21 protein-coding genes are annotated in these 25,917 nt (G+C 72.5%); 15 read left to right on the forward strand and 6 right to left on the reverse strand.

The window, feature by feature from the left end:
* Positions 1-20: 20 nt before the first annotated feature.
* The 6 genes from ACE3UN_RS15760 to ACE3UN_RS15785 form a co-directional block, all read right to left on the reverse strand.
* Positions 21-6,374 (reverse strand): Hpt domain-containing protein, encoded by a 6,354-nt coding sequence (locus tag ACE3UN_RS15760; RefSeq protein WP_374675929.1) that lies wholly within the window; start codon positions 6,372-6,374, stop codon positions 21-23.
* Positions 6,375-6,439: 65 nt separating this feature from the next.
* Positions 6,440-8,677, reverse strand: a complete 2,238-nt coding sequence (locus ACE3UN_RS15765; protein WP_374675988.1) for a methyl-accepting chemotaxis protein — start codon at positions 8,675-8,677, stop codon at positions 6,440-6,442.
* A gap of 299 nt (positions 8,678-8,976) precedes the next feature.
* Complete coding sequence (locus tag ACE3UN_RS15770) at positions 8,977-9,504, reverse strand: chemotaxis protein CheW (protein WP_374675930.1); 528 nt, start codon at positions 9,502-9,504, stop codon at positions 8,977-8,979.
* The gene (locus ACE3UN_RS15775; RefSeq protein WP_374675931.1) at positions 9,504-9,869 is read right to left on the reverse strand and encodes a response regulator transcription factor; all 366 of its coding nucleotides are present in this window, start codon (positions 9,867-9,869) and stop codon (positions 9,504-9,506) included. Before ACE3UN_RS15775 ends, ACE3UN_RS15770 begins: the two co-directional genes overlap by 1 nt.
* A gap of 61 nt (positions 9,870-9,930) precedes the next feature.
* Positions 9,931-10,338 (reverse strand): PleD family two-component system response regulator, encoded by a 408-nt coding sequence (locus ACE3UN_RS15780; RefSeq protein WP_374675932.1) that lies wholly within the window; start codon positions 10,336-10,338, stop codon positions 9,931-9,933.
* A 73-nt stretch (positions 10,339-10,411) separates the two neighbouring features.
* On the reverse strand, positions 10,412-10,564 hold the full coding sequence (locus tag ACE3UN_RS15785) for a rubredoxin (RefSeq protein ID WP_374675989.1): 153 nt from the start codon (positions 10,562-10,564) through the stop codon (positions 10,412-10,414).
* 187 nt (positions 10,565-10,751) lie between these two features.
* On the opposite strand from ACE3UN_RS15785, the gene ACE3UN_RS15790 reads away from it, so the two are divergent.
* The 15 genes from ACE3UN_RS15790 to prmA all read left to right on the forward strand — a co-directional run bounded on the left by ACE3UN_RS15790 (position 10,752) and on the right by prmA (position 25,884).
* On the forward strand, positions 10,752-11,747 hold the full coding sequence (locus tag ACE3UN_RS15790) for a hydroxymethylpyrimidine/phosphomethylpyrimidine kinase (protein WP_374675933.1): 996 nt from the start codon (positions 10,752-10,754) through the stop codon (positions 11,745-11,747).
* Complete coding sequence (gene hemL, locus ACE3UN_RS15795) at positions 11,674-13,059, forward strand: glutamate-1-semialdehyde 2,1-aminomutase (protein WP_374675934.1); 1,386 nt, start codon at positions 11,674-11,676, stop codon at positions 13,057-13,059. The genes ACE3UN_RS15790 and hemL overlap by 74 nt, the downstream gene beginning before the upstream one ends.
* A gap of 74 nt (positions 13,060-13,133) precedes the next feature.
* Entirely contained in the window at positions 13,134-14,486 is a 1,353-nt protein-coding gene (gene mpl / locus ACE3UN_RS15800) for a UDP-N-acetylmuramate:L-alanyl-gamma-D-glutamyl-meso-diaminopimelate ligase (protein WP_374675935.1), read from the forward strand.
* On the forward strand, positions 14,483-15,067 hold the full coding sequence (locus ACE3UN_RS15805) for a YqiA/YcfP family alpha/beta fold hydrolase (RefSeq protein WP_374675936.1): 585 nt from the start codon (positions 14,483-14,485) through the stop codon (positions 15,065-15,067). The genes mpl and ACE3UN_RS15805 overlap by 4 nt, the downstream gene beginning before the upstream one ends.
* Complete coding sequence (gene fabG / locus ACE3UN_RS15810) at positions 15,064-15,822, forward strand: 3-oxoacyl-ACP reductase FabG (RefSeq protein ID WP_374675937.1); 759 nt, start codon at positions 15,064-15,066, stop codon at positions 15,820-15,822. Before ACE3UN_RS15805 ends, fabG begins: the two co-directional genes overlap by 4 nt.
* Before the next feature lie 2 nt (positions 15,823-15,824).
* Positions 15,825-16,943, forward strand: a complete 1,119-nt coding sequence (locus ACE3UN_RS15815) for a PLP-dependent cysteine synthase family protein (protein WP_374675938.1) — start codon at positions 15,825-15,827, stop codon at positions 16,941-16,943.
* On the forward strand, positions 16,943-18,988 hold the full coding sequence (locus ACE3UN_RS15820) for a ribonuclease catalytic domain-containing protein (RefSeq protein ID WP_374675990.1): 2,046 nt from the start codon (positions 16,943-16,945) through the stop codon (positions 18,986-18,988). Before ACE3UN_RS15815 ends, ACE3UN_RS15820 begins: the two co-directional genes overlap by 1 nt.
* A 9-nt stretch (positions 18,989-18,997) precedes the next feature.
* Positions 18,998-19,891 carry an energy transducer TonB gene (locus ACE3UN_RS15825; RefSeq protein ID WP_374675939.1) on the forward strand — a complete coding sequence of 298 codons (894 nt, stop codon included), beginning with the start codon at positions 18,998-19,000 and terminating at the stop codon, positions 19,889-19,891.
* Positions 19,878-20,774, forward strand: a complete 897-nt coding sequence (gene aroE, locus ACE3UN_RS15830; RefSeq protein WP_374675940.1) for a shikimate dehydrogenase — start codon at positions 19,878-19,880, stop codon at positions 20,772-20,774. Before ACE3UN_RS15825 ends, aroE begins: the two co-directional genes overlap by 14 nt.
* Positions 20,771-21,562: a transglycosylase domain-containing protein gene (locus tag ACE3UN_RS15835; protein WP_374675941.1), complete on the forward strand. Its 792-nt coding sequence runs from the start codon at positions 20,771-20,773 to the stop codon at positions 21,560-21,562. Before aroE ends, ACE3UN_RS15835 begins: the two co-directional genes overlap by 4 nt.
* Positions 21,563-21,573: 11 nt before the next feature.
* The gene (locus tag ACE3UN_RS15840; protein WP_374675942.1) at positions 21,574-22,173 is read left to right on the forward strand and encodes a hypothetical protein; all 600 of its coding nucleotides are present in this window, start codon (positions 21,574-21,576) and stop codon (positions 22,171-22,173) included.
* Positions 22,170-22,724 (forward strand): TlpA disulfide reductase family protein, encoded by a 555-nt coding sequence (locus ACE3UN_RS15845; RefSeq protein WP_374675943.1) that lies wholly within the window; start codon positions 22,170-22,172, stop codon positions 22,722-22,724. Before ACE3UN_RS15840 ends, ACE3UN_RS15845 begins: the two co-directional genes overlap by 4 nt.
* Before the next feature lie 271 nt (positions 22,725-22,995).
* Positions 22,996-23,460, forward strand: a complete 465-nt coding sequence (accB, locus tag ACE3UN_RS15850) for an acetyl-CoA carboxylase biotin carboxyl carrier protein (RefSeq protein ID WP_374675944.1) — start codon at positions 22,996-22,998, stop codon at positions 23,458-23,460.
* A gap of 151 nt (positions 23,461-23,611) precedes the next feature.
* On the forward strand, positions 23,612-24,961 hold the full coding sequence (gene accC, locus ACE3UN_RS15855; protein WP_374675945.1) for an acetyl-CoA carboxylase biotin carboxylase subunit: 1,350 nt from the start codon (positions 23,612-23,614) through the stop codon (positions 24,959-24,961).
* A gap of 20 nt (positions 24,962-24,981) precedes the next feature.
* Positions 24,982-25,884, forward strand: a complete 903-nt coding sequence (prmA, locus tag ACE3UN_RS15860; protein WP_374675946.1) for a 50S ribosomal protein L11 methyltransferase — start codon at positions 24,982-24,984, stop codon at positions 25,882-25,884.
* The last annotated feature ends 33 nt before the right edge of the window (positions 25,885-25,917 follow it).

A 25,917-nucleotide genomic window follows, 5' to 3' on the forward strand; every position in this document is an offset into this window, starting at 1 on the left:
TGGGTACCGCCTCGGCCGCCTCAGGCCGGGACGGCCGGGTAGGCGTACGAGCGTACCAGCGCCAGCAGCGCTTCCTCGTCGTAAGGCTTGCCGAGATAGTGGTCCACGCCCAACTCCTGCGCGTGCTCACGGTGCTTCTGCGCGATGCGCGAGGTGATCATGACCACCGGCAGGTCGTGCAGGCGGGCATCGCCGCGCACGTTGCGCACCAGGTCGAAGCCGTCCATGCGGGGCATCTCGATGTCGCTGAGCATGACGGCCGGCCGCTCGTCGGCCAGCTTCTCCAGCGCATCCAGGCCGTCGCGCGCCAGCGTGACGCGGTAGCCCTCACGCTGCAGCAGGCGCTGGGTGACCCGGCGCACGGTGAGCGAGTCGTCCACCACCAGCACCAGGGGCGCCCGGTTCTCCTCGCGCGGCACGGCGGCCTCGGTGACCGGCGCGACCAGGTCCGCGGCCGGCTCGGGCGTGCGTTCGCCCGCCGCCTGGCCCGCCTGCCACTGCAGCAGGCGCTGCCGCGCGTCGGCCCCGTACACCGTGGCCAGCGCCACCGGGTTGTAGATGAGCACGGTCTCGCCGTTGGCCAGCAGCGACATGCCGGCCAGCCCGGGCAGGCGGGCGAGCTGCGGGCCCAGGTTCTTGACCACCACTTCCTGGTTGCCGACGATCTGGCTGACGTGCAGCGCCACGCGCTGGTCCGCACTGCGGGCGATGACGATGCTGGCCGTGCGGCCTTCCGTCGTGCCCCGCACGCCATGCTGCAGCAGGCTGCCCAGCCAGAAGAACGGCAGGTCCTGATCGCCATGCCGCAGCAGGCCGCTGCGGTAGGCGGCTTCGACCTCGTCCACCGGCACCCGGCGCACGGTTTCCACCAGCGTGGCGGGCACGGCCACCTGCAACTCGCCGCAGGCCAGCGCCACCACCTGGGTGACGGCGGTGGTCAGCGGCAGCAGCAGCTGGAAGGCGGTGCCGCGGCCGGTCGCGCTGGCGGTTTCGATGCGGCCGCCGAGCGAGGTGACCTCAGCGCGCACGACGTCCATGCCCACGCCCCGGCCCGCGAGCTCGGTGACCTGGTCGGCGGTCGAGAAGCCCGGCTGGAAGATCAGGCCGGCGAGCTCGGCCTCGGTGGGCCGCGCGTCGGGCGAGAGCACGCCCAGCTGGCGGGCACGGTCCGCGATGCGCGCCAGGTTCAGGCCGGCACCGTCGTCGCGCACGTCGATGCGCACTTCGTTGCCCGCCTGCTGCAGCACGATCTCGATCTGGCCCGCCGCGTCCTTGCCCACCGCCTGGCGCAGGGCCGGCGACTCGATGCCGTGCACCACCGCATTGCGCAGCAGGTGCTCGAAGGCCGGCGCCATGCGGTCGAGCACGCTGCGGTCGAGTTCGATGGCGCCGCCCACGAGGTTCAGGCGCACCTGCTTGCCCGATTCCTTGGCAGCCTGGCGCACCACGCGGTAGAGGCGGTCGGACAGGGTGTCGAACTGCACCATGCGCGCGCGCAGCAGGTCGTCCTGCAGTTCGCGCGTGAGCCGCGCCTGCACGGCCAGCTGGTCCTCGGTGCTCTGCAGCGTCTGCTGGATGCCGCGCTGCACCGTGCCCACGTCGCCCACGGACTCGGCCAGCATGCGGGTGAGCTCCTGCACGCGGGTGAAGCGGTCCATCTCGAGCGGGTCGAAGGCCTGGTGCGCCTGGCGCGCCGCCTCCATCCGGGAGGCCATCTGCGTCTCGGCCTGGAGCTCCAGGTCACGCAACTGCCGACGCAGGCGGTCCAGGTTGTCCGTCAGCTCCTTCAGCGCGCCCTGCAGCTGGGTCATGTCGGTCTCGATGCGGGCGCGGGCAATGCCCACCTCGCCCGCATGCGTGACCAGGCGTTCCAGCAGCGGTGCGCGCACGCGCACGATGGCGCTGCCGGCCTCGGCGGCGGAGGTGCCTGCCAGGGCGGCGGCCTCCGCGGGCACCGGGCGGACGAACCGTGCCCAGTCGATGCCCGTCGGCGCCGCAGGCGTGCCCGCGGCGTCGGCCTGGGCGGGCGCCCCGGCCGACGCCGGCGAGGGCGTCGGCGCTGCGGGTGCCGCGAAGGGCTCCAGCAGCCCTGCCGCCGGCAGCATCGCCGGTGCGTCGACGGCCACCACGGACACCGTGGGCAGGGCCTCGGTCAGCGTGGGCACCGCCGGTGCGGCCACCGCGGCCGGGCCGGCGTCGCGCCCCTCCGTGGCAGCGGGCGCCGCGGTGTCGGCCACCAGGGGGCCGGCCTGCAGGCGTTCGAACTCCTCGGCCAGCGCGTCCACGCCGTTGAACAGCTGCGCCAGCACGGCTGCATCCGCCCCGCCCTGGGCGCGCACGACGCCGATGGCCGTCTCCAGCCGGTGGGCGATCTCGCCCAGGCGCATGGCGCCCGCGAGCCGGGCACTGCCCTTGAGCGTGTGCAGCACCCGCATCGCCGACACCGCAGGCTGCTCCTGGGCAGGATGGGCCTCCCACTCGCGCACGGCCTCGGCCAGCGCGGGCAGCAGCTCCCGCCCTTCGTCCATGAAGATCGCGATCAGCTCTTCGTCGATCGCGTCCTCGGTGTCGAGGTCCTCGCGGATGTCGCCCCAGACGGCATCGCGGGCAGCCGGTGCGGCGGCCAGCGGGCGCTCTTCGGCCGGTGCGGCCGGCTCGTCCAGCGCGGTGAAGCGCACCGCACCCAGCGGCGCCTGCCGGGTGGCGTGGGTCTCTCCGGTGTCCTCGGCTGCCTCGACCGCGGGGGCGTTCACGGCCAGGTCTTCTTCAGCCGGCACCGGAGCGGGCTCGTCCGCCTGCGTCTCGGCGGCCGGCAGCCCGTCGACCATCGGCTCGGGTGTCGGCTGCGAGATCGTCCCAGCGGTCGGCTCGGGTGCCGTCTCCGAGATCGGCTCAGCGGTCGGCTCCGGCATCGACTCCACCGGCTCGGCGGCCAGGGCCGCGTCGGCTGGCAGCTCGCTGCACTCGGGCAGGGGCAGGGGCTCGTCGGCCTGGTCCGGCGACGCCAGCTCGGGCAGGTCGACCGGCTCGGCCACGTCGGCCTCCAGCGGGGCCAGTTCGGACCGGCCGGCGGCCAGGGCCTCCTGGGCCTCGTGCGCCTCGTGGGCGTCCAGCCGCGCCAGCAGCTCGGGGGCCACGGGCTTGAGGAAGCCGGCAGCGAACTGGTGCAGCAGGCGCCGGATCTCTTCGGCCACATCGGCGAACAGCTGCACCTCGGCGGCGTGGGCCATGCCACGGGCGGCCGAGCGCTCGAGCCCGTGTTCCAGGCGCCGGGCCAGGTTCGACAGGTCGCTGTAGCCCACGGCGGCGGAGTTCCCGGCCAGCGAGTGGGCCAGTGCGATGGCGGCCTCGCTCACCGGGCGCGGCAGCTCATGCTGCCACTCGGCGATCTCCACGCCGAGACGGCGGGACTGCTCGTCCGCCTCGTTCAGGAAGATGTTGAACAGCGCGATCTGGATGCGCAGCGGGCCGACCACCTTGTAGCGCTCGGCGTGGTCCGGCTCCGGCTCGGCCGCGTCGGCCGCCGGCTCCGCGGCTGCCATCGGCGCGGTCGTCGGCGCGTCGGCCGCAACCGGCTCCTGGGGCCAGGACAGGTCCAGCTCGAGGTCCACCGTCGCCGGGCCGTCGCCGCGGGACGAGGCCAGGGCGTCGAACAGCGGCACCTCGGCGGTCGAGGCCCATTCCACGGCCGCGGGCGAGGGCGCCGCCGTGGCCGGCGGCAGGCGGAAGGTGGTGGGCTCGTCGGCCGGCAGTTCAAACGCGTCGGCGCCGAGCAGCGGCGCGGGCGCCGGCGGCTCCGGCTCGGGCGCCAGGTCCATGGGCAGCGTCTCGGCGGCCGATGCGACGGCGTCTGCGGCCGGCGCGGCCGGGGCCGGGGCCGGCACCGGCGCGGGGGCTGGCGTCGGGGCCGGGGCCGGGGCCGTGGCCACGGGCTGGCGCAGGCGCAGCGCATGGGCTTCGGCCACGAGTGCGCGGCCGTGGTCGGGCAGTTCGCCACGGCCTTCGGCAAGCGACTCCACCCACTGCGCGAAGCTGTCCAGTGCACGGCCGCTGAAGTCGCGCAGCGCCGTGTCCGCCTCTGCCTGGGCTTCCGCCAGGCGGGTGTTGTAGAGCTGCTCGCAGGCCCAGGCCGCCTCGCCGTAGTCGCGCAGGCCCACCATGCGGGAGCTGCCCTTGAGCGTGTGGAAGGCGCGGCGCACCGTCGTCAGCGCCTCCAGATCCTGGGGATGGTTCTCCAGGTCCTGCAGGGCCGCCCGTGCCGTCTCGACCACCTCGCGCGCCTCTTCGAAGAAGATCTCGCGCATGTCGTCCGGCTCGTCGTCCAACGGCATGGGCCGGCTGCGCGGCGATTCCGGCGGCGGCGTCATTTCCTGGCGGGCCACGAACTCGCCCAGCGAACTGGCGATGCCCGCGCGCGCGGCGTCGCGCTCGGCGTCGTTGGTGGCGCTGGTCAGGGCGTCCCGCGCCTGGGCCGCCTTCTCGGCCAGCTGCGGGGCATCGGCCGCCACGGCGTGGTGGGTGAGGCTGTCCAGCGTGCGGGAGAGGTCGGCGTCGGACAGGCGCTCGTCGGTGGCGGAGTCGGCCAGCGTCTGCACCTGCTCGATGAGCTCGGTCTCGGCCGTGGGCAGCGTCGGCTCGGCAGCGCGGGCATGGCCCATCACGGCGGCGAAGCGCCCGGTGGCCGCATCGAAGCGGAACAGCGACTTCGCCAGCTGCGGCTGCACGCCCAGCATGTCGATCATGAACGACAGCGCGCCGACGTTGTCGACCAGCTGCAAGGCCATTTCGCTGGCGTCGGCCGGGGCGGCCATGACCGCCTCGATGTCCTCGCGCATGCGCTGCACGGCGTGCGAGGCCTGGTCCAGGCCCAGCACCGACAGCACGCCGCGCATGGACGCCAGCGCGCCGGGCACCGCGCCCAGCGCCTCGCGGTCGTCCGGATGGCGGCTGAAGCGGTCCAGGCGCTGCTCCACCTCGGCCAGCGAGGCGCGCAGCTCCTGCACGACGCTGCCCATGGTCTGGCGGTCGGACACCTCGCGGTACAGCGCCTCCATCCAGGGCTCGACCGGCGGCTGCTCGCCCCCGGTGTGCACGGTGGACAGCCGGTCGGCCAGGCGCTGCACGCGCTCCTGCATGGCGTCGCCGGCCAGGTCCACGTCGTCGAGGGACGCGTCCACGCACAGCAGCGCCGTGGCCACCTCCATCGCCATCGCCGGCGAGGGCGCGCTGCCGCGCTGCGTGGCCGCCAGCAGGGCCTCGGCCAGGCCGTCGCCCCGGGGATAGAGCTGCCGCACGGACTCGGCGACCAGCGCGCCCTGCTCGGGCACGGCAGCGCCCAGGGCGGCGTCGCCCGCGACCAGCGCGGACCAGCTCTCCTTCAGCGCCGCCACGCGGCGGCGCGCCAGCGGCAGCAGGGCCGGGTCGAAGCGGCCCAGCGGGCTGCGGGTGTAGTCCACGGGCTCGGCATCACCGAGCCGCATGCCGGCGCGCACCTGGGCCAGCCGCGGAGCCACTTCGCCGGCCATGGGGCGTGCCTGGGCGCAGAAGAACCGCAGGTCACGCAGCAGGCGCGCCGGGCCGTCGGTGGCGCCGCGTTCCACCGCGCGCAGCTGCGCCAGCAGCCGGGAGACGAGCCGCTTGGTGTAGAGGTCGGGCTTGAGCGCGCCCACCGCCTGCCCCTCGAAGAAGGCAGAGGCCAGCTGCCACAGCGCCGCGGCCCGGCCCTCGGCCGTCTCGGACAGGCCGGCGAACAGGTCGCTCATGCGCTGCAACGAGGCGCTGTCGTGGTGGCGCAGCACCTTGAGCATCGCGCTCTCGATGGCGGCATGCACCTGGGGATCGGGCTCCAGCGGGGCGAAGCCCGAATCCCAGGTGGGCACCGGTTCGGCCTGCTCGGTGGCTTCCCACAGGTCGGCCGGGTGGATGCGCTCGGCCTTGGCGATGGCCAGCACCGCCTGGTACTGCGGGAACAGCGTGAGGGGCGATTCCGGTTGGCCGGCGAGCGCACGGCGCAGGTAATCCAGCAGGGCGAAGGACGCCTGCTCGACCGCCTGCACGGCGGCCTCGTCGAAGGGCGCGGCGCGGTCGGCCAGGCGGGCCACCGCCTGCTCGCTGGCCGCCAGCACCCGCGCGGCCGCGGGCAGGCCGATCATGTGCAACGCGCCCGCACCCTGGTGGATGAGGGTGCGCGCCTGCAGCACGGCGGTCGGCACGACGGCCTCGCCATCCGGCTCCACGGCGCCGCGCTGCTCGAGCTCGCGCAGGTGGCGGCGCAGCGCCTTGTGCGCCTGGTCGAGGGTGCGGCGCAGCTCGTCCTGCACCCACGCCAGCGCGCTCAGGTCGCCGGCCAGGGGTTGATCACGGTTGGAATCCATGGGCGGTCGCTGATGGAGCGTCGTCTCGTCGACGACAGGGGCGGCGGGCGGCGGGCGGCCGGGCGTCAGGCGATCTTGAACCGTTCAACCGACTGGCGCAGCTCGTCGGCGGTGCGGGACAGCTCGTGCACCATCTGCGCCGTGGAGCGCGTGCCCTCGCCGGTCTGCTCGGTCACCGCGAAGATGTGCTGGATGTTGGCGGCCACCACGTTGGCGGATTCGGCCTCGCGGCGCGCTTCCTGCGAGATGTCCTCGATCAGGCCGGACAGCTCGCGCGTCACGCGGTCGATGTCCACCAGCGCCGAGCCGGCGGCGTCGGACAGCTTCGCCCCCTGCACCACGCCCTGGGTGGACTGCTCCATGGCCGCCACCGCATCCTGGGTGTCGGTCTGAATGGTCTTCACCAGCGCCGCGATCTGGCGCGTCGCGTCGGCGGAGCGTTCGGCCAGCCGCTGCACTTCCTCGGCCACCACCGAGAAGCCGCGACCGGCTTCGCCGGCCGAGGCGGCCTGGATGGCGGCGTTCAGCGCCAGTACGTTCGTCTGCTCGGTAATGTCCGAGATCAGCTCGGTGATTTCGCCGATCTCCTGCGAGGACTCGCCCAGCCGCTTGATGCGCTTGGACGTTTCCTGGATCTGCTCGCGGATGGCGTTCATGCCGCCGATGGAATCCTGCACCGCCTGGCGGCCGTTGGCCGTCACCTGCAGCGACTGGCGCGCCACCTCGGCCGACTGCTGGGCCTGGGCGGACACCTGGTTGATTCGGCTGGCCATCTGCAGCACCGACTCGCCGGTCTCGCGGATCTCGCGCAGCTGCTCGGTGGATGCGGCCAGCAGCTCGGTGGAGGTGGCCTCCACCTGCTGCGTGGTCTGCGTCACCCGGGCCGCCGTGCCCTGCACCTGGGCCACCAGGTTGCGCAGCTCTTCCACGGTGTAGTTCACCGAGTCGGCGATGGCGCCGGTGATGTCCTCGGTCACGGTGGCCTGCTGCGTCAGGTCGCCCTCGGCCACCGTCTGCAGTTCGTTCATCAGCCGCAGAATGGCCGCCTGGTTGGCGTCGTTGACGCGCTTGGCCTCGCGCTCCTGCTCCTCGGCCTGCTGGGCGCGCAGCGCCTGGTTGGCCACGTACAGGCGCAGCAGCCCCGAGCCGCCCAGCGCCGCGGTGATGACGGACAGCGCCATGACCACGATGTGCCAGCCGGCCAGGCCGCCCTGGGACTCGAGGCCCGTCTGCACGGCCTCCAGGCCCTTGCGCAGCGGTTCGGAGTCGCCCACGATGGCCGCCTGCGCCTCACGGGCGGAGACCAGGCCCTGCAGGTTGCCCAGGATGGCGCTGGCCTGCGTGCGGGTCTGCTCGTACTGGGTGATCAGCTGTTCGAGGCTCTCGCGCGTCTGCGGGTCCTTCGTGCCCGGCAGGCGCAGCTCGGGGTTGCCCTTGAGCAGGCCGTCGGCGATCTCGCGGAAGGAGTTGAGGTCCTTGCCGAGCAGGAACACCGCCTCGGGGCTCACGCCCTCGAGCGTCAGGAACTCGTTGGCGCTCTTGCCGATGCGCTGCGTCAGCATCACCAGCTGGCCCACCGCGGACAGCTCGGACGCCGAGGCGCCGGCCTGCAGCTTCAGCGAGTTCACCGTCTCGGCGATCTCCAGCAGGTCCGACGACTGGCGGTTGATCAGGCGCAGCGCCTGGCCGACCTGGGTCAGCGTCTTCTGCTGGTCCAGCACGGTCTTGCCGTTCTTCTCGGCGCGTTCCAGCAGCGGCAGCAGCGGGGCCAGCGATTCCTGCACCTCGGCCGGTGCACGATCGACCTGGTCATTGCCCTCGGCCAGGCCGCGCAGGTTGCGGGCGAGCACCTCGCCGCTTTCCTTCAGCTCGGGGAAGGCCACGGGGCTGCCGATCAGGGCCTGCGACACCGACTTGGCGAGGCGCTGCGACTGCATCAGCGCCTGGCCGGTGGCGGCCAGCTGGCCGGCCTGCTTGTCCGCCGCATTCAGCGCCAGGGCGCCGATGAGCACGAACAGCGTGGCGCCGCCGCCCACCATGCCGAACAGCAGGCGCTGCTGCTGCGCGGCGCTGCGCTTGCCGATGAGCGGCAGGGAGGCGGGCACCGCCGCAGCCGCCTCGGCCGCAGGCGCCGACGCCGGCTCCGCCGGGGCCGCGGGCGCGCTGGGGGCAGCCACCGCTGCAGCGGCAATGCCGGCCGGCGCCACCGCCGCCAGGGCTTCGCCCAGCGCGGCCTGGTGGGTGTCGGCACTGAACACGTCCACCGGCGGGTCCTGCGGCGGCAGCGTGGAGGGACCGGACATCGGCGGCGTGTAGCCGGCCGACACGGCGGCGGCCAGCGGCATCTCGTCGAGCGGGATGGACATGCTGTCGAAGGCGTCGGCCACCGGCGTGCTGGCCTGGTTGGCCAGCCGCTCGTCGATCTCGCTCAACAGCAGATCGACCTCGCGGTCACCGGACGACGGGGTCACGGCCAGGCCGGCGCCCTGCAAGTCGGCGCCCTCGCCGGCGGAGCTCTTCGGGGAATCGTTCAGATTCATCATGTCCTCTCACAGGCCGCACGGCCAGGCGCGGCGACGGCTCTCAGGCAAAGGGATGGCGGTCACGCCGCCACGTCCAGAAACAGGGGGTCGAGCGCCAGCGCGGCCAGGTCGAGCGCCTGCCACTCGCGGCCGGTGGCATCGCGCCAGCGGTCGCCGGCGAAGCCGGGCCGGGGCGCGGCATCGCCGGGCAGCGGCTCGAGCTGCTCGGCATCACGCAGGCCGGCAAGGCGGTCGACGAGCAGGGCCGCGTTCACGCGCAGCGACGGATTCAGCATGACCAGCTGCGCGCCCTGCCGCGGCGCCGCCACGGGAACGGGCGGACGCAGGTGCAGGAAGGCCGCCAGGTCGACGACCGTGTGCAGCTGGCCGCGCAGGTTGGCCACCCCGGCCATCCAGGGCTTGGCGTGCGGCACCGCAGCCACCTGGCGGGCCGGATGGATCTCGCCTGCCTGGGCCAGCGGCAGCAGCAGGCCGATGCCTGCGCACTCCACGGCCAGCCAGCCCGCCGCCCGCGGGCGTTCGCGCGCCGCCTGCAGCCGGTTGGCCAGCCGCAGCTGAAGCTCGCGCAGGGCGTCCTTGTTCGACATCAGCCCAGGGCCTTGATCTTGGCCAGCAGTTCGTTCGCGTCCACCGGCTTGACGACGTAGTCACGCGCACCCTGGCGCATGCCCCAGACCTTGTCGGTCTCCTGGTTCTTGCTGGTGCACATGATGACCGGCACGCCGGTGAAGCGCGGGTCGCGCGTGATGGCGCGGGTCAGCTGGAAGCCGTTGGTGCCGGGCATGACCACGTCCATCAGGATCAGGTCGGGCTTGGCCTCGGACAGGCGCCGCATGGCCTCCTCGCCGTTCTCGGCGGTGCGCACCGAGTAGCCCTGCTTCGACAGCATGTCGGACAGCAGGTGGAGTTCGGTCTTGGAGTCGTCGACGAGCAGGATGTTCTGGATCGGCATGGAAAGCTCCGGCATCACCGGCAGGCGGGTGCGAAGGCGGGCATCGGGCGGCGTCGGGCCATCAGGCGGCGACGGAACGGAAGTGCGCCACCACGCGCAGGAGTTGGTCCTTGGTGAAGGGCTTGGTGAGGTAGTCGTCGGAGCCGACCATCCGGCCGCGCGCCTTGTCGAACACGCCGTCCTTGGAGGACAGCATCACCACCGGGACCTGCGCGAAGCGCGGGTTGCGCTTGATGATGGCGCAGGTCTGGTAGCCGTCCAGCCGCGGCATCAGGATGTCGCAGAAGATGATGTCCGGCTCGTGGTCGTTGACCTTGGCCAGGGCGTCGAAGCCGTCCTCGGCAAGCACCACCTCATAGCCGCCCTGGCGGAGAAAGATCTCCGCGCTGCGGCGAATCGTGTTGCTGTCGTCGATCACCAGAACCCTGGTCGTCGACGCCGGGTGTTCCGTCAGTGTGTCGGCCACCATGCGCCCCCAAACGATGCGTGTTGTGCATGCCCGTTGACAGGCATGCCGTGAAGGACAGCGAAGACGACCCGCGTCAGAGCTGGACCATCTCGAAGTCTTCCTTGCGGGCTCCGCACTCCGGGCAGGTCCAGTTCATCGGCACGTCGTCCCAACGGGTGCCCGGCGCGATACCGTGTTCGGCGTCCCCGGTGGCCTCGTCGTAAATCCATCCGCAGATGAGGCACATCCAGGTCCTGTAATCGCTCACGTTATCTATGCCAGGTCACTACAATCGCGATGGATTGTAGCCACGGCCTCTCGGCAAAAGCCAAAGGTTAATCGGCACATACGCCACAAAGCTCAGACATCCCTGAACTTCCCGCTCCAAGTGCGCGCAATATGCCGCGAAATTCTCCGGCGGGCGGTTTCCACACATGACCAGCACACCTCCACACGACCCGGGCAGCGACGCTGCGACACCGGAGCAGGACGCGGCCGCACCGGCCTGCGTCATGAGCTTCAATGCCAGCGACCCCAGTGGCGCCGGCGGCCTGTCGGCCGACATCGCCACCATCGCCGCGATGGGCGCGCATGCGCTGCCGGTGATCACCAGCATCCTCATGCGCGACACCGCCGAGATCTTCGACCAGCACCTCATCGAAGGTGACGCGATCGTCGAGCAGGCCCGGTACGTATTGGAGGACGTGACCCTGGCCGGTTTCAAGGTCGGATTCCTCGGCTCCGCCGAAAACGTGTCCGCGGTGGCGGAGATCCTCTCCGACTACGCCGAAGTGCCGCTGGTGTCCTACCTGCCGTCGCTGGGCTGGCTCGAGGAAGACGACGCGCAGAGCTACCTCGACGCCTTCCGCGAGCTCATCCTGCCGGCCACCGAGGTGCTGGTGGGCAACCACAAGACGCTCACCGACTTCCTGCTGCCCGACTGGGACTCCGACCGGCCGGCGTCCCCGCGCGAGCTCGCCGTGGCCGCGGCCGAGCACGGCACGCGCTTCGTGCTGGTCACCGGCGTGATGCTGCCGCCCAAGGGCAGCACCGGCCAGTTCATCGACAACGTCCTGGCGTCGGCGCAAGGCGCCCTCACCGGCGAGAAGTTCGAGCTGTTCGACGTCGGCTTCGTCGGCGCGGGAGACACCCTGTCGGCCGCGCTGGCCGCGCTGCTGGCGGTGCAGGCCGAGCTGCAGGCGGCCGTGGGCGAGGCGCTGCAGTTCCTCGACCAGAGCCTGGACGCGGGGTTCCGCCCCGGCATGGGCAACATCGTCCCCGACCGCTTCTTCTGGGCCCTGCCGCCCGAGGACGAGGCCGCCGCCGGCACCGACGGCACCCCTTCTTCTTCCCCTGATGTCGACGAGGACGACGGCCCGGCCGCGTCCGAGCCGCCCACTGCCCCCGGAGGCTCGCGCCGTGTCCATTGATCGCCTGAATCCCCTGACCGGCTCCACCAACGCCGAGCTGTTCGAGCGCGCCCAGCGCAGCATCCCGGGCGGCGTGAACTCGCCCGTGCGGGCCTTCCGCGCCGTGGGGGGCACGCCGCGCTTCATCGCGCGCGCCGAGGGCGCCCACATGTGGGACGCCGAGGGCCACCGCTACATCGACTACATCGGCTCCTGGGGCCCCATGATCCTGGGCCACGGCCACCCCGCCGTGCTCGACGCCGTGCTGCGCGCCGCGCGCGAGGGCTTCAGCTTCGGCGCGCCCACCGAGCGCGAGATCGAGCTGGCCGAGGAGATCATCCGGCACGTGCCCAGCATCGAGCAGGTGCGCCTGGTCAGCTCCGGCACCGAGGCCGCGATGAGCGCCATCCGCCTCGCGCGCGGCGCCACCGGCCGCTCGCGCATCGTCAAGTTCGAGGGCTGCTACCACGGCCATGCCGATGCGCTGCTGGTCAAGGCCGGCTCGGGCCTGGCCACCTTCGGCCACCCCACCAGCGCCGGCGTGCCGGCCGAGGTGGTGCAGCACACCATGGTGCTGCGCTACAACGACATCGAGCAGATCGAGCAGGCGTTCGCCGCCCAGGGCAGCGAGATCGCCTGCGTGATGATCGAGCCGATCGCCGGCAACATGAACTTCGTCCGCGCGGCGGTGCCCTTCGTGAAGCGCCTGCGCGAGCTGTGCGACCAGCACGGCGCGCTGCTGGTGTTCGACGAGGTGATGACCGGCTTCCGCGTGGCGCTGGGCAGCGCCCAGAGCGTCTATGCACGCGCCCTGCCGGGCTTCCGCCCCGACATCAGCGTGTTCGGCAAGGTCATCGGCGGCGGCATGCCGCTGGCGGCCTTCGGCACCACGCGCAAGATCATGCAGCAGCTGGCGCCGCTGGGCCCCGTGTACCAGGCCGGCACCCTGTCGGGCAACCCGGTCGCCACCGCCTGCGGCCTGGCCACCTTGCGCGAGATCGCCAAGCCGGGCTTCCACGACCGGCTGGGCGCCACCACGCGCACGCTGGTGCAGGGCCTGCAGCGTGCTGCGGACGAGGCAGGCGTGCCCTTCTGCAGCGACAGCGAAGGCGGCATGTTCGGCTTCTTCTTCGGCCCGCGCCTGCCGCAGAACTACGACGAGGTCATGGCCACCGACAAGGAGCGCTTCAACCGCTTCTTCCATGCCATGCTGGACCGCGGCGTGTACCTGGCGCCGGCCCTGTACGAAGCGGGCTTCGTGAGCGCGGCGCACACCGAGGCCGACATCGAGGCCACGCTGGCCGCTGCGCGCGACGCCCTGCGCGCCAGCTGAGTCCTGTCGGGGCCGCCCGGGCCCCCGCCGCGGCGTGTTCCACCCGCCGCGGCCCCATCCTCGCGCCTGTTGTCATGCACATCCACATCCTCGGCATCTGCGGCACCTTCATGGGCGGCGTGGCGGCGCTGGCACGCGAAGCCGGCCACCGCGTCACCGGCTGCGACGCCAACGTCTACCCGCCCATGAGCGACCAGCTGCGCGCGCTGGGCATCGACCTGATCGAAGGCTTCGGCGCCGACCAGCTGGCCCTGCGCCCGGACGTCTTCGTCGTCGGCAACGTGGTCGCGCGCGGCAACCCGCTGATGGAGGCCATCCTGGATGCCGGCGCGGCCTACACCAGCGGCCCGCAGTGGCTCAGCGAGCAGGTGCTGCAGGGCCGTCACGTGCTGGCGGTGGCTGGCACGCACGGCAAGACCACCACCACCGCCATGCTGACGTGGGTGCTGGAGCAGGCCGGGCAGGCGCCCGGCTTCCTGGTGGGCGGCGTGCCGGGCAACTTCGCCGTCTCGGCCCGCCTGGGCCGCGCCGGCGGTCCCTTCGTGATCGAGGCCGACGAGTACGACACGGCCTTCTTCGACAAGCGCAGCAAGTTCGTCCACTACCGGCCCCGCACGGCCATCCTGAACAACCTCGAGTTCGACCACGCGGACATCTTCGCCGACCTGGCGGCCATCGAGACGCAGTTCCACCACCTGGTGCGCACCGTGCCCGCGCAAGGGCGGCTGGTCGTCAACGCGCGCGAGGAGTCGCTGCAGCGCGTGCTGGCGCGCGGCTGCTGGAGCGGCGTGGAGCGCTTCGGCGCCCGCAAGGAGGAGCCCGGTGCCTGGCGGGCGCGCGGCGAGCCGCAGGCGTTCGACGTGCTGCGCGGGGCCATGAAGGTGGCGCGCGTGGAGTGGCCGATGCTGGGCGAGCACAACCAGCTCAATGCACTGGCCGCGCTGGCCGCAGCCGACCACGTGGGCGTGGCCGCCGAGCAGGCCGCGGCAGCGCTGGGCAGCTTCCAGGGCGTGCGCCGCCGGCTGGAGCTGCGCGGCGAGGCCGGTGGGGTGAAGGTCTACGACGACTTCGCCCACCATCCGACGGCCATCCGCACCACCGTGAACGGCCTGCGCCGCAAGGTCGGGGCGGAGCGCATCCTGGCCGTCTTCGAGCCGCGCTCCAACACCATGAAGCTGGGGACCATGAAGGCCCAGCTGCCGTGGTCGCTGGAGGAGGCCGACCTCGCCTTCTGCCATGCCGGCGGACTGGGGTGGGACGCGCGCGAGGCGCTGGCCCCCATGGGCGCACAAGCCCAGGTGGCCGACACCATCGATGCCCTGGTGGCCCAGGTGGTGCGTGCGGCGCGGCCGGGCGACCACGTGCTGTGCATGAGCAACGGCGGGTTCGGCGGCATCCACGCCAGGCTGCTGTCGGCACTGGCATGACGACCCACCTGCTGTACCTGCATGGGTTCCGTTCCTCGCCGCGGTCCGCCAAGGCGCAGACCGTGGCGCGCTGGCTGGCCGCGCACCGGCCGGACGTGCGGTTCTGGTGCCCGCAGCTGCCGCCGTCACCGCGCCAGGCGATGGACGAGGTCATGGCCGGCATCGCGGCCTGGCCGGTGGACGGCATGGCGGTGGTGGGCAGCTCGCTGGGCGGCTTCTATGCCACCGTGGTGGCCGAGCGCACCGGCTGCCGCGCGGTGGTGCTCAACCCGGCGGTGGACCCCGCGCGCGACCTCGCGCGCCACATCGGCGAGCAGACCGCCTGGCACGACCCGCAGGAGCGCTTCTTCTTCCGGCCGGAGTTCGTGGACGAGCTGCGCGCGATGGCGCCGGCCGCGCTCACGCGGCCCGAGCGCTACGCCGCCGTCATCGCCCAGGGCGACGAGCTGCTCGACTGGCGCGAGATGCACGCCCGCTACGCTGGCGCGCAGCTGCGGCTGCTGCAAGGCAGTGACCACGGCCTGAGCGACTTCGACGACCACCTTCCCTTTGTCCTGCACTTCCTGAACCTGATCCCATGAGTTCCCACGCCTCCCCCCGCCTGGCCGGCAAGGTCTGCCTCGTCACCGGCGCCGCCCAGGGCATCGGCCTGGCCACCGCCGAGAAGTTCGCCCGTGAAGGCGCCATCGTCGTGGTGTGCGACCTGAAGCGCGACGCGGTGGACGCCGCCGTGGCCCGCTGTCGCGAGGCCGGCGGTGCCGCCGAGGGCGAGGTGGCCAACGTGGCGGACCGGGCCCAGGTGGACGCGATGGTGGCCGCGGTGATGGCGCGCCATGGCCGCATCGACGTGCTGGTGAACAACGCCGGCATCACGCGCGACGCCCGCCTGCAGAAGATGACCCTGGAGCAGTTCGACCAGGTGATCGACGTGAACCTGCGCGGCGTGTTCCATTGCGCGCAGGCCGTGGTGGACACCATGGTGGCGCAGGGCTCGGGCGTGATCCTCAACGCCTCGTCGGTGGTGGGCCTGTACGGCAACTTCGGCCAGACCAACTACGCCGCCGCCAAGTTCGGCGTGATCGGCTTCACCAAGACCTGGAGCCGCGAACTCGGCCCCAAGGGCGTGCGGGTGAATGCGGTGGCCCCGGGCTTCATCGAGACGCCCATCCTCGACACCATCCCCGACAAGGTGCTGGACCACATGCGCGAGCAGGTCCCGCTGCGCCGCCTGGGCACGCCGGAGGAGATCGCCAACGTGTACGCCTTCCTGGCCAGCGACGAGGCCAGCTACGTCAACGGCGCCGTGCTGGAGGTCTCCGGCGGCATGACGGTCTGAGCATGGACCGCCACTGGGTCGCCAGCGCGCTGCAGCGCATCGAGGCCGACGCCCGGCGCTCGGCCGACACGCACCTCATCCCGCTGCCCTTGCCCGAGTGGCCCGGCATCGACCTGTACCTGAAGGACGAGTCCACCCACCCCTCCGGCAGCCTCAAGCACCGGCTGGCGCGCTCGCTGTTCCTGTACGGCCTGTGCAACGGGCAGATCGGCCCCGGCACCACCATCGTCGAGGCGTCCTCCGGCTCCACGGCCATCTCCGAGGCCTACTTCGCGCGGCTGCTGGGCCTGCCCTTCGTGGCCGTGGTGCCGCGCGGCACGGCCGCTGCCAAGCTGGCGCAGATCGCCTTCTTCGGCGGCCGCTGCGTCGAGGTGGCGCCATCGGAGGTGTACGCCGAGGCCGAACGCCTGGCGCGCGGGTGCACCGCCCCGGGCGGCGGCCACTACATGGACCAGTTCACCTACGCCGAGCGGGCCACCGACTGGCGGGGCAACAACAACATCGCCGACAGCATCTTCGAGCAGATGCGCCATGAGGCTCACCCGCTGCCGCGCTGGATCGTCGTCGGGGCGGGCACCGGCGGCACCTCGGCCACCATCGGCCGCTACCTGCGCTATCGGCGCGAGGCCCTGGCCACCACGCGGCTGGCGGTGGTCGATCCGGAGCATTCGGTCTTCTTCGACGCCTACGCCGGCGGCGACGGCAGCCTGCGCAGCGGCGCGCGCGGCCGCATCGAGGGCATCGGCCGGCCGCGCGTCGAGCCGTCCTTCGTGCCGGAGGTGGTGGACCGCATGCTGCGCGTGCCGGACCGCCAGAGCTTTGCCGCGGCCCTGGCGCTGTCGGTGCGGCTCGGCCGGCGCGTCGGCCCGTCGTCGGGCACCAACCTCGCGGGTGCCCTCTGCCTGGCGGCCGAGATGGCCGCGCGCGGCGAATCCGGCAGCATCGTCACGCTGATCTGCGATGCCGGCGATCGCTACGCCGACACGCTGTTCGACCCCGCCTGGCAGGCGGCCGAGGGCCTGGACGAGGCCAGCGTGGCCGGCGTGTGGGCGGCCGCCGCGCTCGACTCGGCCACACGGCCCGCACGCAGCGCGGCCGCGATGGGACAATCCGCCGCGTGATGTATGCCCTGTTCGATGACGCCGGGAAGTTCCACGCCGGCCGCGTGATGTCCGAAGCCGACAGCTCCCTGCAGGTGGAGCTGGAGTCGGGCAAGCGCGTCAAGGTGAAGGCAGCCAATGTCCTGCTGCGCTTCGACAAGCCGCAGCCCGCGGCGCTGCTGGCCGCCGCGCAGGCGCTCTCCGCGGAGATCGACCTCGACCTCGCGTGGGAGTTCGCCCCGGAGGGCGACTTCGGCTTCGGCGAGCTGGCGCGCGAGTACTTCAGTGCCCAGGCCACGGTCGAGCAGCAGGCGGCCACGCTCGTGCGGCTGTTCGAGGCGCCGCACTACTTCCGCCGCGCCGGCAAGGGCCAGTTCAAGAAGGCCCCGCAGGAGGTCGTGCAGGCCGCCCTGCTGGCCATCGAGCGCAAGAAGCAGCAGGCCGCGCAGATCGAGGCCTGGGCCACCGAGCTCGCCTCGGGACAGTGCCCCGCGCCGGTGCAGGAGCAGCTCTACCGCATCCTGTTCCGCCCGGACAAGAACGCGCCGGAGTACAAGGCCGTGGTCGAGGCGGCGCGGCGCAGCCAGCGCGCGCCGCTCGATCTGCTGCAGGACGCCGGAGCCATCACCAGCCCCTACCAGTTCCACTGGCGGCGCTTCCTGTTCGAGCACTTCCCGAAGGGCCACGGCTTCCCCGCGCTGGATGCGCCCGCCGTGCGCGACGAGCTGCCGCTGGCCGAGGGCGTGCGCGCCTTCTCCATCGACGATTCGCAGACCACCGAGATCGACGACGCGCTGTCGGTGCAGGGGCTGGGCTCGGGCACCGTCACCTTCGGCGTGCACATCGCCGCGCCCGGCCTGGCCATCACACCGGACTCCGCGCTGGACAAGGTGGCACGCGACCGGCTGTCCACCGTCTACATGCCGGGCTGGAAGATCACCATGCTGCCCGACGCCGTGGTCCAGGCCTACACGCTGGTGGAGGGGCGCGACTGCCCGGCCGTCAGCCTGTACGTGGAGATCGACGAGGCCACGCTGGAGGTGCGCACCGCCCAGACACGGCTGGAACGCGTGCCCATCGTGGCCAACCTGCGGCACGACAGGCTCGACGCCGTGGTGACCGAGGCCAGCCTGGACGGCCAGGCCCCGGCGGAGTACCCCTTCGCGCCCGAGTTGGCCTTCTGCTTCCGCCTGGCCCGATCGCTCAAGGCCGCGCGCGAGGTGCTGCGCGGCAAGCCGGAGAACTTCACCCGGCCCGACTACAGCTTCAAGCTGGACGGCGCGGGCGAGCAGGAGCCGCAGGGCGACGAGACCGTGCGCATCACCGAGCGCCGTCGCGGCGCGCCGCTGGACCTCATCGTCTCCGAGGCCATGATCCTCGCCAACAGCCGCTGGGGTGGCTGGCTGGCCGAGCTGGGTGTGCCCGGCATCTACCGCAGCCAGGCCAGCCTGGCGCCCGGCGTGAAGGTGCGCATGGGCGTCAAGCCGGCCCCGCATGCGGGCATGGGCGTGGCGCAGTACACCTGGGCGACCTCGCCGCTGCGCCGGTACGTGGACCTGGTCAACCAGTGGCAGATCATCGCCTGCGCGCGCCATGGGCGCACTGCCGCGCTGGCCGCGCCGTTCAAGCCCAAGGACGCCACGCTGTTCTCGGTGATCTCCGCCTTCGACGGCGCGTACAGCGCCTACAACGGTTTCCAGTCCGCGATCGAGCGCTACTGGACGCTGCGCCACATCCAGCAGCAGGGTCTGACCGAACTCGATGCCACCGTCATGAAGGACGGCCTGGTGCGCGCCGACACCCTGCCGCTGGTGTTCCGTGCGCTGGGCACCGAGCCGCTGCCGCGGGGCACCCATGTGCGCACGCGCGTCACCGGCATGGACCTGCTCACGCTCGACCTGCACGCCAGCCTGGTGGCGCGGCTGGACGACGCCGCGCCTGACACCCCGGAGGCCGCCGAGGACGAGGACGCCGAGGCGGCCCCGGCGGGCGGCCTGGCCCTGGCCATCGACCTGGCCGACGCCGAGGGCGAGCCGGCGCCGGCCGGCACGCCACCCGCCGCCTGACGATCCACCATGCCCGCGCCTGCCTCACTCGCCACCCTGCGCCAGTCGGCCGCGCGGCTGGACACGCTGCAATGGGCCCTCGTGGTGTCCGTGGTGGTGCACGCGGTGCTGCTGTCCGTGCGCTTCGTGAATCCCGACGCCTTCAACCGCGTGTTCGAGGACACGCCGCTGGAGGTGGTGCTGGTCAATGCGCGCTCCAACGAGGCGCCGCTGAAGGCCCAGGCCATCGCGCAGGCCAGCCTCGCCGGCGGAGGCGAGGCCGAGAAGGGCCGGGCCACCACGCCGCTGCCGCCCTCGGCCGTGACGGTGGCCGGTGACGGCGACAACGACGCCCAGCGTGCCATCCAGCAGATGCAGGACGTGCAGCAGCAGCTGCTGGCGCAGATCCGCCGCGAGATCGCGCTGCTGCCGCCCCCGGACCCGGCGCGCCCGGTGGCGTCGCCGGAAGAGGCGCAGCGAGAGGAACGCCGCCGCCAGCTGCTGCGCATGCTGGCCGAGATCGAGAAGCGCATCAACGAGGAGAACGCGCGGCCCAAGAAGCGCTACATCAGCCCGGCCACGCGCGAAGAGGTCTACGCCATCTACTACGACGGACTGCGCCGCCGCATCGAGGAGCGTGGCACGCGCGATTTCCCCGAGTACCGCGGCCGCAAGCTGTACGGCGAGCTGACCATGAACATCACCATCGACGGCCGCGGGCGCGTGGTCGAGGCCGAGGTCGTCCGCAGCTCGGGCCAGCCCCAGCTGGACCGCCGGGCCGTCGCGATCGTGCACGCCGCCTCGCCCTTCGGCGCGTTCACCGACGCCATGCGGCGCCAGGCCGACCAGATCGTGGTCACCTCCCGTTTCCGCTTCACCCGCACGGACGGCCTGGAGACCACCCTGAGCAATGCCGCGCCCTGACACCGCCCCGCCCGACCGCTACGCCGTCATCGGCCAGCCGGTGTCGCACAGCAGGTCGCCGGCCATCCACGCGGCCTTCGCCGCGGCCACCGGGCAGCGCCTGCAGTACGAGGCCCTGCCGGCCCCGCTGGACGGCTTCGAGGCCACCCTGCGCGCCTTCGCCGCCGCGGGCGGCCGCGGCTGCAACGTCACCGTGCCGTTCAAGTTCGAGGCCTTCGCCCTGTGCCAGGCGCGGGCGAGCGAGCGCGCGCGGCTGGCGCAGGCGGCCAACACCCTGGGGCTGGACCCGGAGGGCTGGTGGTGCGACAACACCGACGGTCTGGGCCTGGTGGTGGACATCGAGCAGCATGCCGGCCGGCCCCTGGCCGGGCAGCGCGTGCTGCTGGTGGGCGCCGGCGGGGCCGGTGCGGGGGTGCTGGGGCCACTGATCGCTGCCCGGCCAGCGGCGCTGGTGGTGGCCAACCGCACCGCGGACCGGGCCGAATCGCTGTGCGAGCGGCACGCGCCCCTCGCACAGCGGCACGACGTGGCCCTGCGGGCGGCGCCGCTCGAGGCGCCGGGCACCGGCTTCGACATCGTCATCAACGCCAGCGCGAGCAGCCTGGCCGGGGCCGCCTCGCCGGTGCCGGCGCAGGTGCTGCGCCCGGGTGCCCTGGCGGTGGACTTGATGTACGGGCCAGCGGCCGCCGGGTTCCTGTCCTGGGCGCGCGCCCATGGCGCCGAGGACCGCGACGGCCTCGGGATGCTGGTGGAGCAGGCGGCCGAGGCATTCGCCCTGTGGCGCGGCGTGCGGCCCGATACCGGCCCCGTGCTGGCGGCCCTGCGCGCCCAGGTGGACGGCCCGGCGGGCAGCCCGGCCGGCAGCCCGGGGACCCGGCCATGACGTCGACCTGGCGGCAGCTGGGCCGCCTGGCCGGCCTGCTGTTGCTCAGCGCGGTGGCGCTGCAGCTGTACTTCCTGGCGCGCGTGGCGCTGATGACGGTGGTGGACCCACAGTCGACCAGCTTCCAGCGCAGCGAGGCGTGGCGACTGCTCGTGGAGCAGCAGCGCGTCAGCTGGCGCCAGGAGTGGGTGCCCGACCAGCGCATCTCCGCCCACCTCAAGCGCGCCGTCATCGCCAGCGAGGACGCCGGCTTTGCGGACCACAGCGGCGTGGAGTGGGACGCCATCGAGGCGGCGTGGGAGAAGAACCAGAAGGCCGAGGCGCAGGCCGAGCGGCGCAACGCGCAGATCGAGCAGCGCGAGGCCCGCCGGGCGCAGGCGGGCAAGCCCGTGGCACGGGCCGCGCCGCGTGCCGCGCCCAAGGTGGTGGGCGGCTCCACCATCACGCAGCAGCTGGCCAAGAACCTGTTCCTCTCGGGCGAGCGCACGGCCGCCCGCAAGGCGCAGGAGTTCGTCATCACCTTCATGCTCGAGGCGGTGCTGGGCAAGCGCCGCATCCTCGAGATCTACCTCAACAGCGTGGAATGGGGCGAGGGGGTGTTCGGCGCCCAGGCCGCCGCCCGCCACTACTTCCGCACGGATGCAGCGCAACTCGGCGCCCTGCCCGCCGCTCGGCTGGCGGTGATGCTGCCCGCGCCCAAGCGCTTCGAGAAAAACCCCGGCTCCGCCTACGTCAGCGGCCGGGCTGGCACCATCGTGGCCCGCATGGGTGGCGTGGAGCTGCCCTGACCCGCCCCGCCATGCCGCCGCCCGACGAACTGACCGCTGAACTGTGTGCCCGCGCCGCGCGATGGGTGGTGGACGAAGGCATGGACTACCCCGGCGCCAAGCGCCGTGCCCAACGCGAGCTGGGGCAGCAGGCAGCACGCATGGAGCTGCCCTCCAACGAGGCGGTGGAAGACGCGGTGCGCGAGCACATCGCGCTGTTCCACGCCGACACGCAGCCCGGCGAGCTGCGCGCACTGCGCGAGCTCGCCCTGCACTGGATGGCCCGGCTGGCCGAGTTCCGCCCGCACCTGGGCGGCGCCGCGTGGCGAGGCACGGCCACCCGGTTGTCCGACCTGCGCATCGACCTGTACTGCGACGACCCCAAGGCCACCGAGATCGAATTCCTGAACCAGGGCATCGACTTCGACAGCCACGATGCGCCCGGGGACGCCCAGGTGGTGCTGACCGTGCACGCGCCCTGCCGAGCGCTGGGCGAGACGGTGGGCGTTCACTTCCTGATCCACGACCACGACGCCCTGCGTGGCGCGCTCAAGCCGGACACCCGCGGCCGCAGCTGGCGCGGCGATGCCGCCGCCCTGCGGCGCCTGCTGGCCCAGGACGACACCCCATGACCGAGCCTCTGGCCCCTCCCCCCCGATCCCCCGGCCGCCGAGGCGTCGTGCTCGGCGCAGGCGCGCTCGCCCTCGCGGCGGGCGTGGGCTGGCAGCTGTGGAGGCACCGCCTGGCGCCCACCGCCAACGAGGACCTGGCGGCGTTCCTGGCCCTGGAGCTGCCCACGCCCAGCGGTGCCCGGCTGCCCTTGCGCTCCCTGGCCGGCCGCCCGCTGGTCATCAACTTCTGGGCCACCTGGTGCCCGCCATGCGTGAAGGAGATGCCCGAGCTCGACCGGTTCGCGCGGGACTTCGCCAGCCGCGGCTGGCAGGTGCTGGGCGTGGCCATCGACAAGCCGCAGGCCGTCAGCCGCTTCCTCACGCAGACGCCCGTGGGCTTTCCCATCGTCCTTCTCGAGGGCACCGAGGGCCTGACCTGGATCCGCCGCCTGGGCAACCCCGGCGGCGGCCTGCCTTTCAGCCTGCAACTTGCGGCGAACGGTTCACTTCAGCAGACAAAGCTGGGTCCGACCACGCTCGACGAGCTGCGCGGATGGACGCAGCCTGCCTGACAGCGGCCGCCGATCGGGCCCCGCACGCCCCTTGATGGCGCGTGCGCGGTTTATTTGCGGAGGTGCTGATCTCAACTGCGCGTAAAAGGCGTAAAGTTCGCCGCTTCCAAAGAACGGCCAGTCTCTCAGTGTCTGGCCCGCCCTGACCCCATCCGCACGGAACGGCCCGCGGCGATAGGCGCACGAAGTGCCCCGGATCGGCGCGGATGTCGACGCGACAGGCCCGGATCACGCCAACCGCCCGCCCGTGCCCAGCCCCGAGGAGAACCGCATGGACCTGCGCAAGCTCAAGACCCTGATCGACCTCGTGTCGGACTCGAACATCACGGAACTCGAGATCACCGAGGACGACGGCAAGGTGCGCATCGTCAAGTCGGCGCCGGTGGCGGCGCCCGTCGCCGCGCCCATGGCCGCGCCGGCGCCCATGGTGGTGCCGGTGGCCGCGCCGCCTGCCGCCGCGGCCGCGCCGGCGGCCGAGCCCGCGGCGCCCGCCGCGCCGGCCGGCCACGTGGTCAAGTCGCCCATGGTGGGCACCTTCTACCGCTCGTCCAGCCCCGGCTCGAAGCCCTTCGCCGAGGTCGGCACCGTGGTCAAGGAAGGGGACCCGATCTGCATCATCGAGGCGATGAAGATCATGAACGAGATCGAGGCCGACAAGGCCGGCACCGTCACCCAAGTGCTGGTCGAGAACGGCCAGGCCGTCGAGTTCGGCCAGCCGCTGTTCGTGATCGAGTAAGCCGGGCTTCCCATGTTCAAGAAGATCCTGATCGCCAACCGAGGCGTTCGCGCACCGCGCGGGGGAACGCTCATCTGCGTTGGCGCAGGTGAGCGGTCACCACATTGCGCGTCGGGCGCAGCCCGACAACGCGATTGAGCCGAGGCATTCCATGTTCAAGAAGATTCTGATCGCCAACCGAGGCGAAATCGCGCTGCGCATCCAGCGTGCCTGCCGCGAGATGGGCATCAAGTCGGTCGTGGTGTACTCCGAAGCCGACCGCGACGCCAAGTACGTGCGGCTGGCCGAGGAGGCGGTGTGCATCGGCCCGGCGCCCTCCGGCCAGAGCTACCTCAACATGCCGGCCATCATCTCGACCGCGGAGGTGACCGACGCGGAGGCCATTCACCCCGGCTACGGTTTCCTCTCCGAGAACGCGGACTTCGCCGAACGGGTGGAGCAGAGCGGCTTCACGTTCATCGGCCCCACGCCCGAGTCCATCCGGATCATGGGCGACAAGGTGGCGGCCAAGCAGGCCATGATCAAGTCCGGCGTGCCCTGCGTGCCCGGCTCGGAAGGCGCCCTGCCCGAGGACCCCAAGGAGATCATCCGCATCGCCCGCGCGGTGGGCTACCCGGTCATCATCAAGGCCGCAGGTGGCGGCGGCGGGCGCGGCATGCGCGTGGTGCACACGGAAGCCGCGCTCATCCATGCGGTGCAGACCACGCGCGCCGAGGCCGGTGCGGCCTTCGGCAACCCGGCCGTCTACATGGAGAAGTTCCTGGAGAACCCGCGCCACGTGGAGATCCAGGTGCTGGCCGACCAGCACAAGAACGCCGTGTGGCTGGGCGAGCGCGACTGCTCCATGCAGCGCCGCCACCAGAAGATCATCGAGGAGGCCCCGGCCCCCGGCATCCCGCGCCGCGTCATCGAGCGCGTGGGCGAGCGCTGCGCCGCAGCCTGCAAGAAGATCGGCTACCGCGGCGCCGGCACCTTCGAGTTCCTCTACGAGAACGGCGAGTTCTACTTCATCGAGATGAACACCCGGGTGCAGGTGGAGCACCCCGTCACCGAGATGGTGACCGGCATCGACATCGTGCAGATGCAGATCCGCGTGGCCGCCGGCGAGAAGCTGCCGTTCACCCAGCGCCAGATCGAGATGCGCGGCCACGCCATCGAGTGCCGCGTGAACGCCGAGGACCCGTACAAGTTCACGCCGTCGCCGGGCCGCATCACCCTGTGGCACGCGCCGGGAGGCCCCGGCGTGCGCGTGGACTCGCACGCCTACACCAACTACTACGTGCCGCCCAACTACGACTCGATGATCGGCAAGGTGATCGTGCATGGCGACACCCGCGAGCAGGCGCTGGCGCGCATGCGCACGGCCCTGCTCGAGACGGTGGTCGAGGGCATCCAGACCAACATCCCGCTGCACCGCGAGCTGATGGTCGATGCCAACTTCGTCGCCGGCGGCACCAGCATCCACTACCTCGAAGGCTGGCTGGCGGAACACCGCCGCTGATGCCCCGGGAGCGCGCTGTCATGGCCCTGTACGAGCTCGTGCTGCTGGCGCCCCAGGCGCTGGTGGAGCCGGTGTCCGACGCGCTCATGGACGAGCTCGGGGCGGTGTCCGTGTCGGTGGAGGATGCGGACGCCGACACCGACGCCGAACGTGCGCTGTTCGGCGAGCCCGGCATGCCGCCCCCCCAGGCCGGCTGGGACCGCTCCACCGTGAAGGCGCTGTTCGCCGACGAGGCCGGCGCCACCGAGGCGGGCACGCTGCTGCTGGCGCAGGACTGGGCGCAGGGCCTGGCCGTGCAGTCGATGCAGGCCGTGCCGGACCAGGACTGGGTGCGGCTGACGCAGGCCCAGTTCGCCCCCGTGCCCGTCACCGAGCGCTTCTGGATCGTGCCCACCTGGCACGAGCCGCCCGAGGCCGCCGAGCGGGTGATCCGGCTGGACCCGGGACTGGCCTTCGGCACCGGCACCCACCCCACCACCCGCATGTGCCTGCGCTGGATCGCGGCCCATGCGGCGCAGCTGCAGGCCGCGCGCGTGCTGGACTACGGCTGCGGCTCCGGCATCCTGGCCATCGGCGCCGCCCTGCACGGCGCCACCGAAGTCGACGGCGTGGACATCGACCCGGCCGCCGTGGAGGCCACCCGGGCCAATGCCGCCGCCAACGGGGTGCGCCTGACCGCCGGGCTGGCCGACACTGCCCAGGGCACCTATGCCGTGGTGCTGGCCAACATCCTGGCCACGCCGCTGAAGCTGCTCGCGCCCCTGCTGTGCAGCCACGTGGCGCCGGGCGGGCACCTGGTGCTCGCCGGCATCCTGGAACGCCAGGCCGAGGAACTGCGCGCCGCCTACGCGCCCTGGTGCGCCATCGACGTGCTGGACAGCGAGGACGGCTGGATCCTCATGGGCGGCCGGCTCGCCGCCTGAGGGGCGGTGGGGGTCGCTGGCGGCCCCCGCCGC

It is taken from the genome of Ideonella sp., assembly GCF_041918995.1.
GTDB lineage: Bacteria > Pseudomonadota > Gammaproteobacteria > Burkholderiales > Burkholderiaceae_C > Ideonella.

What these genes read in the sequence shown, in the direction of transcription:
- ACE3UN_RS15760 (WP_374675929.1), bottom strand. Translation starts at nt 6,374, where the DNA reads ATGGATTCCAACCGTGATCAACCCCTGGCCGGCGACCTGAGCGCGCTG.
- ACE3UN_RS15765 (WP_374675988.1), bottom strand. Translation starts at nt 8,677, where the DNA reads ATGTCCGGTCCCTCCACGCTGCCGCCGCAGGACCCGCCGGTGGACGTG.
- ACE3UN_RS15770 (WP_374675930.1), bottom strand. Translation starts at nt 9,504, where the DNA reads ATGTCGAACAAGGACGCCCTGCGCGAGCTTCAGCTGCGGCTGGCCAAC.
- ACE3UN_RS15775 (WP_374675931.1), bottom strand. Translation starts at nt 9,869, where the DNA reads ATGCCGATCCAGAACATCCTGCTCGTCGACGACTCCAAGACCGAACTC.
- ACE3UN_RS15780 (WP_374675932.1), bottom strand. Translation starts at nt 10,338, where the DNA reads ATGGTGGCCGACACACTGACGGAACACCCGGCGTCGACGACCAGGGTT.
- ACE3UN_RS15785 (WP_374675989.1), bottom strand. Translation starts at nt 10,564, where the DNA reads ATGTGCCTCATCTGCGGATGGATTTACGACGAGGCCACCGGGGACGCC.
- ACE3UN_RS15790 (WP_374675933.1), top strand. Translation starts at nt 10,752, where the DNA reads ATGACCAGCACACCTCCACACGACCCGGGCAGCGACGCTGCGACACCG.
- hemL (WP_374675934.1), top strand. Translation starts at nt 11,674, where the DNA reads ATGTCGACGAGGACGACGGCCCGGCCGCGTCCGAGCCGCCCACTGCCC.
- mpl (WP_374675935.1), top strand. Translation starts at nt 13,134, where the DNA reads ATGCACATCCACATCCTCGGCATCTGCGGCACCTTCATGGGCGGCGTG.
- ACE3UN_RS15805 (WP_374675936.1), top strand. Translation starts at nt 14,483, where the DNA reads ATGACGACCCACCTGCTGTACCTGCATGGGTTCCGTTCCTCGCCGCGG.
- fabG (WP_374675937.1), top strand. Translation starts at nt 15,064, where the DNA reads ATGAGTTCCCACGCCTCCCCCCGCCTGGCCGGCAAGGTCTGCCTCGTC.
- ACE3UN_RS15815 (WP_374675938.1), top strand. Translation starts at nt 15,825, where the DNA reads ATGGACCGCCACTGGGTCGCCAGCGCGCTGCAGCGCATCGAGGCCGAC.
- ACE3UN_RS15820 (WP_374675990.1), top strand. Translation starts at nt 16,943, where the DNA reads ATGTATGCCCTGTTCGATGACGCCGGGAAGTTCCACGCCGGCCGCGTG.
- ACE3UN_RS15825 (WP_374675939.1), top strand. Translation starts at nt 18,998, where the DNA reads ATGCCCGCGCCTGCCTCACTCGCCACCCTGCGCCAGTCGGCCGCGCGG.
- aroE (WP_374675940.1), top strand. Translation starts at nt 19,878, where the DNA reads ATGCCGCGCCCTGACACCGCCCCGCCCGACCGCTACGCCGTCATCGGC.
- ACE3UN_RS15835 (WP_374675941.1), top strand. Translation starts at nt 20,771, where the DNA reads ATGACGTCGACCTGGCGGCAGCTGGGCCGCCTGGCCGGCCTGCTGTTG.
- ACE3UN_RS15840 (WP_374675942.1), top strand. Translation starts at nt 21,574, where the DNA reads ATGCCGCCGCCCGACGAACTGACCGCTGAACTGTGTGCCCGCGCCGCG.
- ACE3UN_RS15845 (WP_374675943.1), top strand. Translation starts at nt 22,170, where the DNA reads ATGACCGAGCCTCTGGCCCCTCCCCCCCGATCCCCCGGCCGCCGAGGC.
- accB (WP_374675944.1), top strand. Translation starts at nt 22,996, where the DNA reads ATGGACCTGCGCAAGCTCAAGACCCTGATCGACCTCGTGTCGGACTCG.
- accC (WP_374675945.1), top strand. Translation starts at nt 23,612, where the DNA reads ATGTTCAAGAAGATTCTGATCGCCAACCGAGGCGAAATCGCGCTGCGC.
- prmA (WP_374675946.1), top strand. Translation starts at nt 24,982, where the DNA reads ATGGCCCTGTACGAGCTCGTGCTGCTGGCGCCCCAGGCGCTGGTGGAG.